The following is a 12762-nucleotide window of genomic DNA, read 5'->3' on the forward strand; positions in this document are numbered from 1 at the left end:
TCGAATGCCCAGCCGAATATGAAACGACTTACTTTGCGCAGTCAGGCAGAGAGTAGCCGGCCTCTTCCCAGGCTGCGACGGCTCCCGGATGATACTTGAGCGGGTTCGGGCCACACATGTCCGTCACCGCGATGTCGGTCTCTCCATGCCAGGTGACGGGCATGAATGGGGCCTTTGCGTGATAGATGGATTCGATGTTTTCGATAAAGGCCGCTGTCAAAGATTTGGCCAGGTCGAAATCCATGCTCTTGTTGACGATGTCGGCGCCCACTGTGCCCGGGCCGCGGAAGGTGTCGTCTTCCGAAATGATCGAAACGCCTTCACCATATCCCATGTCGGCAACCGGCATCGAGAATTTCACCGTTCCCGGCAGTTTGGCAACGTTCTCAAAGGCTTCGCTGTCATAGACATCCTTTGAGACGGAGAAAATCGTCATGTTGCCCGAGGCAAGACCGGCAGTCACGCGCGGGTCCGGGAAGGACATGGGCAGAACAAATGCGTCGGCCGAGCCGTCTTGCATCGTCTTGACGGCCTGACCCCAGTTCACCTGAACGCCGTTATATCCGTTGCCTTCTTCAAGCCCGGTATTGGTCTTGATCAGAAGTCTTGCATTGGTGAGCGCCGCGCCGCGCGGAGGACCATTGAAAATCGTCTTGCCCTCAAGATCGTCCCATCCGCTGATGTTTGCGCTGTCATAGGCAAAAAGGCCCTGCACCGATATCCGGTAGGTGTAAAGCACCGCCAGATTGTCTGCGAGTTCCGCTCCCTTTTCCGCCCCGAGACCCGCATAAGGCCCGACACCCTTGGACAGCAGGAAAGGCAGGATGAACGGCGCCGCTGCGATGTCGGTCTTGCCTTCGGCGACATTCTGGACCGAGTTCGTGAGAGTCTGGCCCGACGTCACCTGAATGTCGGCGATCCCGGCCTTGGCGGCGGCTTCAGAAAGGGAAATAACCGAGATTCCGGGCGTTGTGTTGGGGGCTGCGGTTTCAGCGGTCAAGATCGTCTGCGCTTGCACACTTGCCGTCAGACACAGCGTGGCGGCAAGACCCATCAAGATGTTTCGAGACATTTTTGTTCCTCCCAAGGTGATGTTTGATTTGACCCATGGCCCGGCGCGCCTAAGTAAGCGGGTCAGAATGAGGTCAAAAATATCGACTTTTTCCTTGTTCTGATATTAATAAAGGTATTATGGATAGATTCAATGCCTGAACTGAAGCTTTTTGTTGCACCAAATACCTGCGCCCGCGTGCCGACCATCGCGCTGGAAGAAATCGGCGTGCCATTCGAAACAGAACTGGTGCGCACAGCCGCCAAACAGCAGAACACGCCCGAATACCTGAAGCTCAATCCGAAGGGCAAAGTGCCGATGCTGCTCATCGACAATGAGCCGCTGACGGAAAATGTGGCCATCCTGAGCTGGCTGAATGCGGCGTTTCCAGACGCCAAGCTGATGCCGAAGACCTCAGGGCCGTTGGAAGCCTTCAGGCAAACGGCCGATCTCTCGTTTTTTTCAGCAACAGTGCATCCCATCGTCACGCGGGTTGCCATGCCGCTCAAGTTCATCGAAGACAAGGCGCTCTCTTTTGAAATCGTGCGGCCGGTTGCCGTTGATGCCATGAACAAAGTCATGGACATGATCGATGCACGCCTGTCGGACGGCCCCTGGTGGTATGGTGATGAATGGTCCGCCGTGGACGGATATCTTTACTGGGTGTGGGGCCGGATCACCGGCGTCGGGTATCCTGGCAACACATATGCGAATATCCAGCGGCATTTCGAGCTCAGCAACAAGCGGTCCGCGGTTCAAAGGGCCATGGAGCGTGAAGCCAGGAATGTGGAGATTTTGAAGGCGGAAGGCCTTTACGTCGCTCCACGATAGTCCATGCCAAATCGGCTTCATTTATTAGCCCGTACCCTAGAGTAGCTGCAATTTCATACAGATAAGTTGGACATCAGATGAACGTACTCTGGATCATGGCAGATCAACTTCGCTGGGACTATCTGAGCTGCTATGGAGCAACGCATATCGAGACACCCAATCTCGATCGTCTTGCCGCCAGGGGCGTGCGTTTCGAGCGAGCCTATGTCCAGTCACCGATATGCGGTCCCAGCAGGATGAGTTTCTACACGGGCCGCTATGTCAGAAGCCATGGAGCGACCTGGAACGGGTTTCCGCTGCGTGTGGGAGAACCGACGCTCGGAGATCATCTGCGGGACATCGGCGTGCGCAGCACCTTGGTCGGCAAAACGCACATGCGGGCGGACGAAGAGGGGATGAAACGCCTCGGGATCGAGCCGGAAAGCACAATTGGTGCGCTGGTGAGTGAATGCGGTTTCGAGGTGTTTGTTCGCGACGACGGTACGAATGCAGCAACGGACAAGAACCGGCACGCCGAGGATTACGAGCAATATCTGCGCGACCACAATATGGGCGGTGAGACGCCGTGGGAAGAGTGGGCCAATACGGCCATCGCGCCGGATGGCACGCTCAAGTCCGGTTGGCTGCTGGAGACGGCGCCGCTGCCGGCAAGGGTTCCGAAAGAGCACTCCGAGACCGCATGGCTAACCACGCGCGGCATCGAATTTATCGAATCACAGGGGGAAAATCCCTGGCTCTGCCATCTCAGCTATATCAAGCCGCATTGGCCTTATCTGGCTCCGGCACCCTACAACGATCTCTATTCGACAGCCGACGTGCCGCCCGTCAATCGCCGCGCCGAAGAGCATAGCCATCCCCTGATGCGGACATGGGCGGAGACGCGGATCTGCAGGAGTTTCGCACGCAACAATGTCCGGGATATCGTTGCGCCCGTCTATATGGGCCTCATCAAGGAACTCGACGACAATCTGGGACGCCTGTTTGCCTACCTTGAAGAAAGCGGACGCGACAAGGACACCATGATCGTCTTTTGCTCCGATCACGGTGACAACATGGGCGACCATTGGCTGGGCGAAAAGGACCTGTTTTATGACTGCTCGGCCCGGATCCCCTTGATCGTGTATGACCCTCGCGCCGAAGCGGATGCAACGCGCGGTTCGGCGACGGACGCGCTGGTGGAAGGGATCGATCTCGCGCCGACGTTCCAGGAGTTTTTCGGAGGCCCAGAGAAACCGCATATCTTCGAGGGAAGATCGCTTCAGCCACTTTTGCACGACGAGGAAACCGTGTGGCGGGACCATTGTATCTCCGAATATGACTATGCGACCCGCGACGCCAGACGCGCCGTCAATGTTGACCAGAGTGATGCAAGGCTGGTCATGGTCTTTGACGGGAGGTGGAAATACATCCATGTCGAAAAGATGCGCCCGATGCTCTTCGATCTCGCCACCGACCCGCAGGAACTATACGATCTCGGCGACAGTTCCGACCATCAGGGAGAGGTCGAGCGCCTGAAAGCGCTGCATTTCGATTGGGCGCGCCAACACCACACCCGGATTACCCGCGCCCCCGAGATCATCGAAAAAATGACCGACGCCCGGGAACCGGAAGGGATCTACATCGCCTATTGGGATCAGGAAGAACTCGAGGCCGACGGCTTAAAGATGCCTCCGCACATCTCGCGCTGAAAACTCACTCGCCCTTGGCGTCGTCCCGGACCCGCCGCTCAGCGTTGAGCTGCTCCAGTTCCGACATTTTTTCGCCGATGGGCCGCAAGGCTGCAATCGTAGCGCGGTACTTCAGCGAATGCTGTTCAAAAAGGCGCTGGGCAAGTTCTGGATATTCCTGGATCATGCGTTTGAACAGCGCACGCCGGATGCGGATGATGGTCACGGTCCCGACGGCTTCCGCGCGGCAGGGACGCTTGTTTTCCGTCAATAGCGCGGTCTGACCCAGCAAGGTCCCCTCACCGACCTGGTCGACTTCTTCAAAGCCGTCCTCGCCCTTGGTTTTCAGGCTGACACTGCCGCTTGTGATTACCAGACCACCATCGGCCCGTTCGCCTTCGTCGAACAGGCACTGGCCGTCCTGATACTCCATGCTTTCGGCGCTGAAGGCGAGCAGACGCAGCTGATCGTCCTGGAAGTCCGAAAGCATCGGTATTTGTTTGAGAATCGCAATGTCTTGGGCAAGGCTCATGCCCAAGATTTACGCTGATTACACGTTACGGCACAAGCTTATATCCACCGGCTTCTGTGACCAGAAGCTCGGCATTGGACGGATCACGCTCGATTTTTTGACGCAGGCGGTAGATATGCGTTTCAAGCGTGTGTGTCGTGACGCCGGAATTATAGCCCCAGACCTCGTGCAAGAGGACATCGCGCGTGACCGGTTTTTCGCCAGCGCGGTACAGGAACTTGAGGATCGACGTTTCCTTCTCCGTCAAACGGACTTTGCCGCCGGCGTCGTCCTGCATCACCTTCGCAGCGGGGCGGAAGGAATACCGGCCAATCGCAAATGTTGCATCTTCACTCTGCTCGTGCTGACGGAGATGCGCCCGCACGCGGGCCAAAAGGACGGCGAACTTGAAAGGCTTGGTGACATAGTCGTTGGCGCCGGCTTCCAGTCCGAGGATCGTATCGCTGTCACCGTCATGGCCGGTCAGCATGATAATCGGCGCCTTGAAGCCGTTCTTGCGCAGCAGCTTGACGGCTTCGCGGCCGTCAATATCGGGCAGGCCGACATCCATCAGGAGCAGGTCGACATGTTCATCCTTGGCAAGGCCGATGCCGGAAGTGGCCGAGTCTGCCTGAATGGTCTCAAACTCATCATAAAGGGAGAGTTGTTCAACCAGCGCTTCGCGCAGTTCGGTATCGTCATCGACAATCAGGATTGTGCGGGCGGTCATGGGTACGGTCCTCGCCAAAAGTCTCAAATTGATCACGCCAACTTGTGCAAACGTCACATGCGTGTTCCTGCCTCTATGTGCGTGGGAAATACTCGTCGCACAAGCAGGCATTCGTCAAATCTTCTTCACGCGGGGTTTAGAGCTGGTTTATCAATGCCTTGTTTTGGCAATTACGGGACTGGGAACGTGTGCATGGTTAATTCTGGAAAACCGGCGGAAACTCTGGAAGTGCGCGCCAGTCCCCGTGAGCGAACCAGAGGAATTCTGCGGCTTGGTTCGATCACGGTTCCGTGTGCTCTCGGGAGGTCGGGAATTGTAACGAGAAAAAAAGAGGGCGACGGTGCTACGCCGGCCGGCACGTTTGAGCTGATTCATGTCTACTACCGGCCGGACAAAGGCCTGCCGCCAAAAACAAAGCTGCCCGCTGAACCGCTAACGCCGCTCTCCGGCTGGTGCGATGATCCGGGGCACAGGCTTTACAACCGGCCGGTCACGCTGCCTTTTCCTGCCGGTCACGAGAAAATGTGGCGCGATGACCGGCTCTACGACGTCGTGGTCGTGCTGGACTGCAACATGTTTCCCGCTGTGAAAGGAAAGGGCAGCGCGATCTTCTTTCACATCGCGCGCGAGACCTATTCGCCGACGGAAGGCTGCGTCGCCGTGTCGCCGGAACACATGCAGCTTTTGCTGGAAATGACCGGACCGGGCGCTCGCATGTCGATCCGCGCCTAAGCGCGGACCCGCGGCCGTTCAGGTTGTTCAGTTAAGTGAAGGGGTCCGTGCCCTAGTCACCGGATTTTCTGGCCCGATAAATGGTGAAACTGCCGCTGACCCGCACGGTCGTGCGTGTGCCTTCACCGTCGTCCAGATCCGCAGTGCTCAGACGGAAGCGATTGCGCTGGACGTTGAAACTGCCGTTCACATTACATTCCAGAAATGTTGCAACACCGTTTGCGTCGATGCTTTCCAGGATGGCCGTGTGACGGGGATCGCCCCGTGACTGGGTTTCGGTCTCATAACCCTCGTCGTTTTCAACGCGGGTGGTGACCTCGAAATTTCTGAATTGAAACACGTCTCCCGGACGGGCATTGGCCAACTGTTCGATTTCGCGTCCCCAGTTATAAGTGGCAGACGGCTTGTGAAAACCGAGAGTCGAGAAAGCATTGTTGACCAGCGTCCAGCACTGGCCGTTTCCTTCCTGTCGCCCGAGACGGTCAGTCGCAAAACTGATTAATCGCTGAGCTTCCTGTTCTGTAACGTCGCGCATTTTGACTGTCCTCAGCTGGTTACTCTGATAAGCTGAAGCTGGCATAGATTGCGTCCGGTGGCTGTAATCACCATCACAAAGATGTTTTGAACCTGTTTGCGCTGAAATTCTCCGGTGCCACCATCAGATGATAAATCGAAAGGACGCGGACGGGCCGTTTTGTTTCGGTACAAAGCCATGTCTGAATGGCGCAGGCGAAGGCTAACGACACTTTCGACGCGGTTTCGCGATCGAGCAGCAACCGACTGCTTGTCACGCATGGCTGCTCTGACATTGCGCCCCACTGGTAATTTCATGCATTTTCCGCCATATAGTGTCGATTGATCGCGAAAAACCGATCTCAACCTCATCAACCCGATAGAAGTGCACCCGGTATGGCGTCTGACATCAGACCCTTTTTAAAGATGAATGGCCTCGGCAACGATTTCGTGGTCTGGGACGTGCGTGAACAACCGCTGCGTCTCTCCCAGGAGGTCATTGCGCAGCTTGGCAATCGGGAAAGCGGCATTGGGTTCGACCAGATGATCACCGTTGAGCGGTCTTCGCTTGGCGTCGACGCGTTCATGCGTATTCACAATCAGAACGGCGGCGAGGTGTCGGCCTGTGGCAATGCGACCCGCTGTATCGGCCGGTTGCTGATGGAAGAGGCCGGCAAGGATCTGGTGACGATCGAAACAGGTGCCGGTCTTCTGCATGCCTTCGATACCGACGGTCCGAAGAGCGTTACCGTCGATATGGGACCGCCGCGGCTTCAGTGGGAGGATATTCCGCTTGCTGAGGAATTTGCCGACACGCGTGCCATCGAACTTCAGATCGGTCCCATCGACGATCCGGTTTTGCATACGCCGGCTGCTGTCAACATGGGCAATCCGCATGCGATCTTCTGGGTCGACAATGTCGAGGGCTATGAGCTGGAACGGTTCGGTCCGCTTCTGGAACATCATCCGATCTTTCCGGAAGGCGCCAACATTTCGCTGGCACATGTCTTTGATGACAACCAGATCCGCCTGAAGGTCTGGGAACGCGGCGTCGGCCTGACCCTGGCTTGCGGAACGGCTGCCTGTGCGGCGGGCGTTGCCGCCGCGCGCGACGGCAAGACAGGCCGCAAGACAACCATTCATTTGCCAGGCGGGCCCATCGGCATCGAGTGGCGCGAAAGCGATGACCACGTGTTGATGACGGGTGTCACGGAAATCGAGTTCGAGGGCGAAATCGACCTTGAAACGCTGGAGTGGCACAAAACCGCCGCAGGAGATGCCGAGGAGGCCGGAGCGGCTTCATGAGCGTAGATGTGGTCACATTTGGCTGCCGGCTGAACTCCTATGAGTCGGAGGTGATGAAGCGCGAAGCGGAGGCTGCCGGTCTCAAGGACGCGATCCTGATCAACACCTGCGCCGTCACCAGCGAAGCGGTCCGCCAGGCGCGCCAGGCGGTGCGCAAGGCCAAGCGTGACAACCCGGACGCACGCGTCATCGTCACCGGCTGTGCCGCCCAGACCGAGACGGAAACCTTTTCCGAAATGGATGAAGTCGACCTTGTGCTCGGCAATACCGAGAAGCTGGAGCGCAAGTCCTACCAGGACGTGGTTGCCTTCGGCATTTCGGAAACCGAGCGTGTCCGCGTCAACGACATCATGAGCGTCGAGGAAACCGCCGGTCATCTGATCGACGGTCTGACCGGCCGCGCCCGTGCCTTTGTCCAGGTTCAGAACGGTTGCGATCATCGCTGTACGTTCTGCATCATTCCCTATGGCCGGGGCAATTCCCGGTCGGTGCCGATGGGTGTGGTGATCGACCAGATCAAGCGCCTGGTCGGCAACGGCTACAACGAGATTGTTCTGACCGGCGTCGATATCACCTCCTACGGTGCGGACCTGCCGGGCACGCCCAAGCTCGGGACGCTGACAGCCAAAATCCTGAAAATGGTTCCGGACCTGAAACGCCTGCGGCTCTCCTCCATCGATTCCATCGAGGCCGATGAGGACCTGATGCGGGCGATCGCCGGCGACGAGCGGTTGATGCCTCATTTCCACCTGTCCCTTCAGGCGGGTGACGACATGATCCTGAAGCGGATGAAGCGCCGCCACCTCAGGGCAGACACGATCCGGTTCTGTGAAGACGTCCGGCGGATGCGCCCCGATGTGGTCTTTGGCGCGGATATCATTGCCGGTTTCCCGACCGAAACCGAAGAAATGTTCCAAAATTCCCTGAAGATTGTCGACGAATGCGGGCTGACCCATTTGCATGTCTTTCCGTTCTCGCCGCGTCCGGGCACGCCTGCTGCGCGCATGCCTCAGCTTGAGCGTGCGGTCGTCAAGGACCGTGGTGCGCGGCTGAGAGCCAAGGGAGAGCAGGCGCTCGTAAAGCATCTTGTCGGCGAGACAGGCAAGCTCCGGCCGGTTCTGATCGAGAAGGAAGGCCTCGGGCGGACTGAGCAGTTCACCCAAGTCGAACTGGCAGGCGGACAAGCTGGCGAGATTGTCGAAACGCGTATCATCGGCCATACCGGTCGACATCTTTTGGGCGAAGGACTATCAGAGGCGGCCTGATGGGCTGCCGGTTCATCAAGGCGGTCATATGAGCGAGAAAAAACGCGGAATTCTGGGTCGGCTCTTCGGCGGCAAAGACAAGCCGGAAGAGCAGGTGGAGACCGCCGTTGAGGAAACCGCTGGTGACGGACTTCCATCTGAAACCCCTGCCGATGCCCCTAAAGGCGAAAGCGAACCGGAGCTGTCCACGGAGATGGAAGTCAGGCCGGTTGCGTCGCTGAACCAGCCGATGCCGTCCTATCAGTTGGATGCTGCTCAGAGTCTCGGCTCTCAGATGTCGTCCTTCAGAACGCAGCCGTTGCCGCCGGAAGACATTCTGCCGACGGATGTGTCGCTGGATGCGGAGACCGATCCGGAGATCGAGCCGCCGGCCGATCCGGAGCCGGCACCCGAAGAACCGAAACTTTCCTGGTTCCAGCGCCTGAAGAACGGACTGTCCCGTTCCTCCGCCTCGCTGACCGAGGGCATCACCTCCATCTTCACGAAGCGCAAGCTGGACGCTTCGATGCTGGAGGAGCTGGAGGACATCCTGATCCAGGCCGACCTCGGTGTCGATACGGCGATGGCAATCACAGAGCGCTTGTCCGACGGCCGCTATGACAAGGAAATCTCACCGGAAGAAGTGCGGGAAATCCTGTCGGAAGAGGTCGAGAAAGTACTGGAGCCAGTCGCGCAGGAGCTCGATCTGGACACCGGCAAGAAGCCTCACGTGGTTCTGATGGTCGGTGTCAATGGCACGGGCAAGACCACGACCATCGGCAAGCTGTCGCAAAAGCTGCGCTCGGAAGGCAAGACGGTTATGCTCGCAGCGGGCGACACGTTCCGCGCTGCGGCCGTTGAACAGCTCAAGATCTGGGGCGAGCGCACGGGTGCCGAAGTCATTGCCCGCGACACGGGTGCTGATGCGGCGGGCCTTGCCTTCGACGCGATGAAGGACGCGATCGAAAAGCAGGTCGACATTCTCCTGATCGACACCGCCGGACGCCTTCAGAACAAGGCCGAGCTGATGGACGAGCTGGAAAAGGTGATCCGCGTGATCAAGAAGCATGATCCGGACGCACCGCACACGGTGCTCCTCACGCTGGACGCCACAACAGGCCAGAACGCGCTCAACCAGGTGGAAATCTTCGGCAAGGTGGCGGGTGTTACGGGGCTTGTGATGACCAAGCTCGACGGCACCGCCCGCGGTGGCATTCTGGTTGCGATCGCCGCCAAGCACGGCCTGCCGGTGCATTTCATCGGTGTTGGTGAGGGCGTGGATGATCTGGAACCGTTCTCCGCGAAGGACTTTGCCAGCGCGATCGCAGGGCTTGCGTGATTTGCTCTGGTGTCACCCCGGCCCAGCGAAGCGCAGAGCCGGGGCCTACTCTCCAGTCCGTCTGTTCAAACAGGCGCAATAAATGTCCGGGTCTTCAAACCGGTTTTTGATCCCTACGGCCGCTCTAGGAACGAGTGGGCCCCGGATCTCCCTGCGGTCGTCCGGGGTGACGATGAGAGGGTGCAAGCATTGCCGAACTGGGATCAGAAACACCGCGACTGAATCAGTCTCCCGGCTCCCACCCTTCCGGCGCCATTTCAAATCCGTCGAATTGGAAACCCGGCGCCACCGTGCAGCCGACAAGGGTCCAGGCGCCGAGTGAGCGCGCCTGTTGCCAGCCGTGGCGAGGGACGATGCCCTGCGGGCGCTCACCTGCGGCAAGGTCGTTGCCGAGTTTCAAAACCTGCTTGTCCTTGCCGTCGGAACTGACGGAAAGCTCCAGAGGTGCACCGGCATACCAGTGCCAGGTCTCGACCGCGTCGACCCTGTGCCATCGCGACAGGACACCTTCCGGAAGGAGAAAGTAGATCAGCGTGGAGGCCGCTCTCCCGGTCTTGTCGGTGACGGTGTCACGAAAAGTTTCGACATAAAAACCGCCCTCTGGATGGGGGTCCATCTTGAGAAGGTCGACGACCTCGTCTGCCGTCAGGGTCGGGGATAAGGACATCGGATTTCTAGATCAGTCTGCGGAAGGGATCGAGACAGGCCTGAAGTGGCCTCTCTATTACGATGGATTTGTTTCCGAACAATAGGCAAGATCGTCAATGGTTTCGCGCAGTGCGGCAACCACTTCTTCATACAGAACCTGCATGTCCAACTTATGGCCTCCGCCGTGGTGCATGGGAATTGCCTCGGCCTGGCTGACAATGCGGTGAACGACATCCTGTGCGCGCTGTTCGGCAGTGCGTGAGGTGGATATCTCGGTATTTGCGGGTGTCATGGATTCTGCCCCTACATGATCACAATCACCTGCATATGGGGGCAGAAAGGAACGATTTAAGGTTCGTCGCGCAGAAACGGTCTCAGTATTTTTGCCGGTGGAACGATCGGCAAAGAAATGCCGCTAAGCGTTGTCCTTTCGTGTGCGTATTTCCGCAAAGATTTCTGCGGCCGGCTTTCCGACCATGCCGAGAGCCTCTGCAACCGACGCCTCGCCCGCGCGCAGGAACGGGTTGGTTGCCTTCTCAAGCGCCATCGTCGTTGGCAGTGTCGGTTCGCCGCGGGCGCGCAATAGTGCGACTTCGTCCGCGCGCTTTTTCAGGTCCGCGTTGCCCGGCTCGATGGTCAGCGAGAATTTTGCGTTCGCCACGGTGTACTCGTGTCCGCAATAAATCGTGGTGTCGTCGGGCAGCTCGCGGATCAGCTTTGCAAGCGAAGACCACATCATCTCTTTGTCGCCTTCAAACACCCGACCGCAGCCTAGGGAAAACAGAGTGTCCCCGGTATGGGCCATCTTGATGTCGGGAATGAACCAGGAAATCTGATCGAGCGTGTGTCCCGGCGTCGCAATTGCCTTGATCTCGTAAGGACCACACCGGACATGGTCGCTGTCTTCGACGGGGCGATCGATTTGCGGAATTTTCTGCCGGGAACGCGCCGGACCATAAACGGTCGCACCGGTCTTGGTCTTCAGTTCACCCAAGCCCTGAACGTGATCGAAATGGTGATGCGTGATCAGAATATGGGTCAGCTCCCAACCGGTTTCCGAGAGCGCCTTTTCGTAAGGCGTTGCATCCGGAACGTCGATGCCGATGGTCGTGCCGCTGTCGCTGTCATGCACGAGAACACCGAAATTGTCGCTGAGGCAGGTGAACTGATGGATCTCGGTCGTGTCGCTCAAGGCCATGACGCAGGCTCCCGAAATGATTGACTTGTCGTTTGTCACAGTGGCAAACAGAGAACCGGAGGGCAAGACGGGAAGCGCTGCTTTCGGTCCTCAAAGAGGAGCAATCTGCCTCAAACCAAATTGAACCCGATTGTGAGTCCGTGCCCTCATGTATCTCGATGTTGTCCATTTGCGCGCTTTTTATGATCTTCCGCTCGGGCGGTTGCTCAGAAGCCTGATCGGCGCGCCAATTCGGGAAATGTGGCCGGAACTGAAGGGTCAGAGGCTCTTGGGCGTGGGTTACGCCGGACCTTTCATGCGGCCTTACCTGGAGGATGTTGAGCGGGCAATCGCAGCGATGCCTGCGCCTCAGGGAGCGGTCCCGTGGCCGAGGGAACGGGATAGCGCCTGTACGCTGGTGGAAGATTCCGCCCTGCCGTTTCCCGACGTTTCGTTCGACCGGCTCATGCTGGTGCATGCTCTCGATCATTGCTCGGACCCGGAGGCGGTCTTGAAGGAAGCCTGGCGCGTGCTCGCACCGGGGGGCCGGCTGATTGCGGTCGTTGCGAACCGCCGCGGCCTGTGGGCGCAGTCGGAATTGTCGCCTTTCGGTTATGGCAGACCCTATTCCGGCGGCCAGTTGAAAGATCTTCTGAAGAGCTGCCAGTTCAATGTGGTGGAAGACAAGGAAGCCCTGTTCATGCCGCCCTCCAAGGCAAGGACAATCCTCAAGGCAGCCCGGACCTGGGAAGGCATCGGCCGTCGGATCTGGCCAGTCTTTGGGGGTGTTCTCGTCGTCGAGGCGGAAAAGGTCGTTTTCCAAAGCCTTCCGGCCGATGGCAAGAGAAGCCGCCTGCGGGTGTTGCGGCCGGTGTTTATTCCAGAAGGCGTGGCCACCGGCTTGAAGCCGGTCAGAGCAGTGCGGCCGCAAAGCGTGTCGATGTCCCGCGAGGCGACGGAGCGGCCGTGAGTGGCCGGTTCCGTTCGTTTGGCCCGGATGTGCCGCCCACCCCC

The 12762-nt window shown here is 58.4% G+C and carries 15 protein-coding genes; 7 read left to right on the forward strand and 8 right to left on the reverse strand.

The window, feature by feature from the left end:
• Window positions 1-28 precede the first annotated feature (28 nt).
• A complete protein-coding gene (locus RBB47_RS15420) occupies window positions 29-1072 on the reverse strand; it encodes a TAXI family TRAP transporter solute-binding subunit (RefSeq protein ID WP_305986715.1) in 1044 nt (347 codons plus the stop codon).
• A gap of 132 nt (window positions 1073-1204) precedes the next feature.
• Here RBB47_RS15420 and RBB47_RS15425 point away from each other — a divergent pair, with 132 nt between their 5' ends.
• Complete coding sequence (locus tag RBB47_RS15425; protein ID WP_305986716.1) at window positions 1205-1882, forward strand: glutathione S-transferase family protein; 678 nt, start codon at window positions 1205-1207, stop codon at window positions 1880-1882.
• A gap of 77 nt (window positions 1883-1959) precedes the next feature.
• Window positions 1960-3570 (forward strand): alkaline phosphatase family protein, encoded by a 1611-nt coding sequence (locus RBB47_RS15430; RefSeq protein ID WP_305986717.1) that lies wholly within the window; start codon window positions 1960-1962, stop codon window positions 3568-3570.
• 4 nt (window positions 3571-3574) lie between these two features.
• Here RBB47_RS15430 and RBB47_RS15435 read toward each other — a convergent pair whose 3' ends face one another.
• Window positions 3575-4081, reverse strand: a complete 507-nt coding sequence (locus tag RBB47_RS15435; RefSeq protein WP_305986718.1) for a Crp/Fnr family transcriptional regulator — start codon at window positions 4079-4081, stop codon at window positions 3575-3577.
• A 25-nt stretch (window positions 4082-4106) separates the two neighbouring features.
• Complete coding sequence (locus tag RBB47_RS15440) at window positions 4107-4790, reverse strand: response regulator transcription factor (protein WP_305986720.1); 684 nt, start codon at window positions 4788-4790, stop codon at window positions 4107-4109.
• Window positions 4791-4982: 192 nt separating this feature from the next.
• Here RBB47_RS15440 and RBB47_RS15445 point away from each other — a divergent pair, with 192 nt between their 5' ends.
• Window positions 4983-5522, forward strand: a complete 540-nt coding sequence (locus RBB47_RS15445) for a L,D-transpeptidase (RefSeq protein ID WP_305986721.1) — start codon at window positions 4983-4985, stop codon at window positions 5520-5522.
• Window positions 5523-5574: 52 nt separating this feature from the next.
• Here RBB47_RS15445 and RBB47_RS15450 read toward each other — a convergent pair whose 3' ends face one another.
• Both RBB47_RS15450 and RBB47_RS15455 read right to left on the reverse strand, forming a co-directional pair.
• Window positions 5575-6057: a hypothetical protein gene (locus RBB47_RS15450; RefSeq protein WP_305986722.1), complete on the reverse strand. Its 483-nt coding sequence runs from the start codon at window positions 6055-6057 to the stop codon at window positions 5575-5577.
• Between the two features lie 11 nt (window positions 6058-6068).
• A complete protein-coding gene (locus RBB47_RS15455) occupies window positions 6069-6353 on the reverse strand; it encodes a hypothetical protein (RefSeq protein ID WP_305986723.1) in 285 nt (94 codons plus the stop codon).
• 78 nt (window positions 6354-6431) lie between these two features.
• Here RBB47_RS15455 and dapF point away from each other — a divergent pair, with 78 nt between their 5' ends.
• From dapF to ftsY, 3 genes are read left to right on the forward strand one after another with little or no spacing between them, the layout of a single operon-like run.
• Window positions 6432-7340: a diaminopimelate epimerase gene (dapF, locus tag RBB47_RS15460; RefSeq protein ID WP_305986724.1), complete on the forward strand. Its 909-nt coding sequence runs from the start codon at window positions 6432-6434 to the stop codon at window positions 7338-7340.
• A complete protein-coding gene (mtaB, locus tag RBB47_RS15465) occupies window positions 7337-8605 on the forward strand; it encodes a tRNA (N(6)-L-threonylcarbamoyladenosine(37)-C(2))-methylthiotransferase MtaB (RefSeq protein WP_305986725.1) in 1269 nt (422 codons plus the stop codon). Before dapF ends, mtaB begins: the two co-directional genes overlap by 4 nt.
• A gap of 28 nt (window positions 8606-8633) precedes the next feature.
• On the forward strand, window positions 8634-9923 hold the full coding sequence (gene ftsY, locus RBB47_RS15470; protein ID WP_305986726.1) for a signal recognition particle-docking protein FtsY: 1290 nt from the start codon (window positions 8634-8636) through the stop codon (window positions 9921-9923).
• A 223-nt stretch (window positions 9924-10146) separates the two neighbouring features.
• Here ftsY and RBB47_RS15475 read toward each other — a convergent pair whose 3' ends face one another.
• The 3 genes from RBB47_RS15475 to gloB form a co-directional block, all read right to left on the reverse strand.
• Window positions 10147-10590 (reverse strand): cupin domain-containing protein, encoded by a 444-nt coding sequence (locus RBB47_RS15475; protein ID WP_305986727.1) that lies wholly within the window; start codon window positions 10588-10590, stop codon window positions 10147-10149.
• A 57-nt stretch (window positions 10591-10647) separates the two neighbouring features.
• Window positions 10648-10863, reverse strand: coding sequence for a hypothetical protein (locus RBB47_RS15480; protein WP_305986728.1), 216 nt, complete (start codon window positions 10861-10863; stop codon window positions 10648-10650).
• Window positions 10864-10986: 123 nt separating this feature from the next.
• Window positions 10987-11769, reverse strand: a complete 783-nt coding sequence (gloB, locus tag RBB47_RS15485; RefSeq protein WP_305986729.1) for a hydroxyacylglutathione hydrolase — start codon at window positions 11767-11769, stop codon at window positions 10987-10989.
• Between the two features lie 148 nt (window positions 11770-11917).
• Here gloB and RBB47_RS15490 point away from each other — a divergent pair, with 148 nt between their 5' ends.
• Window positions 11918-12718, forward strand: coding sequence for a class I SAM-dependent methyltransferase (locus RBB47_RS15490; protein WP_305986730.1), 801 nt, complete (start codon window positions 11918-11920; stop codon window positions 12716-12718).
• The last annotated feature ends 44 nt before the right edge of the window (window positions 12719-12762 follow it).

This window comes from Roseibium sp. MMSF_3544, assembly GCF_030732845.1.
Classification (GTDB): domain Bacteria; phylum Pseudomonadota; class Alphaproteobacteria; order Rhizobiales; family Stappiaceae; genus Roseibium.

Excerpts from the sequence above, each read along its gene's own strand:
- RBB47_RS15420 (WP_305986715.1), bottom strand. The coding sequence starts at position 1,072 with ATGTCTCGAAACATCTTGATGGGTCTTGCCGCCACGCTGTGTCTGACG.
- RBB47_RS15425 (WP_305986716.1), top strand. The coding sequence starts at position 1,205 with ATGCCTGAACTGAAGCTTTTTGTTGCACCAAATACCTGCGCCCGCGTG.
- RBB47_RS15430 (WP_305986717.1), top strand. The coding sequence starts at position 1,960 with ATGAACGTACTCTGGATCATGGCAGATCAACTTCGCTGGGACTATCTG.
- RBB47_RS15435 (WP_305986718.1), bottom strand. The coding sequence starts at position 4,081 with ATGAGCCTTGCCCAAGACATTGCGATTCTCAAACAAATACCGATGCTT.
- RBB47_RS15440 (WP_305986720.1), bottom strand. The coding sequence starts at position 4,790 with ATGACCGCCCGCACAATCCTGATTGTCGATGACGATACCGAACTGCGC.
- RBB47_RS15445 (WP_305986721.1), top strand. The coding sequence starts at position 4,983 with ATGGTTAATTCTGGAAAACCGGCGGAAACTCTGGAAGTGCGCGCCAGT.
- RBB47_RS15450 (WP_305986722.1), bottom strand. The coding sequence starts at position 6,057 with ATGCGCGACGTTACAGAACAGGAAGCTCAGCGATTAATCAGTTTTGCG.
- RBB47_RS15455 (WP_305986723.1), bottom strand. The coding sequence starts at position 6,353 with ATGAAATTACCAGTGGGGCGCAATGTCAGAGCAGCCATGCGTGACAAG.
- dapF (WP_305986724.1), top strand. The coding sequence starts at position 6,432 with ATGGCGTCTGACATCAGACCCTTTTTAAAGATGAATGGCCTCGGCAAC.
- mtaB (WP_305986725.1), top strand. The coding sequence starts at position 7,337 with ATGAGCGTAGATGTGGTCACATTTGGCTGCCGGCTGAACTCCTATGAG.
- ftsY (WP_305986726.1), top strand. The coding sequence starts at position 8,634 with ATGAGCGAGAAAAAACGCGGAATTCTGGGTCGGCTCTTCGGCGGCAAA.
- RBB47_RS15475 (WP_305986727.1), bottom strand. The coding sequence starts at position 10,590 with ATGTCCTTATCCCCGACCCTGACGGCAGACGAGGTCGTCGACCTTCTC.
- RBB47_RS15480 (WP_305986728.1), bottom strand. The coding sequence starts at position 10,863 with ATGACACCCGCAAATACCGAGATATCCACCTCACGCACTGCCGAACAG.
- gloB (WP_305986729.1), bottom strand. The coding sequence starts at position 11,769 with ATGGCCTTGAGCGACACGACCGAGATCCATCAGTTCACCTGCCTCAGC.
- RBB47_RS15490 (WP_305986730.1), top strand. The coding sequence starts at position 11,918 with ATGTATCTCGATGTTGTCCATTTGCGCGCTTTTTATGATCTTCCGCTC.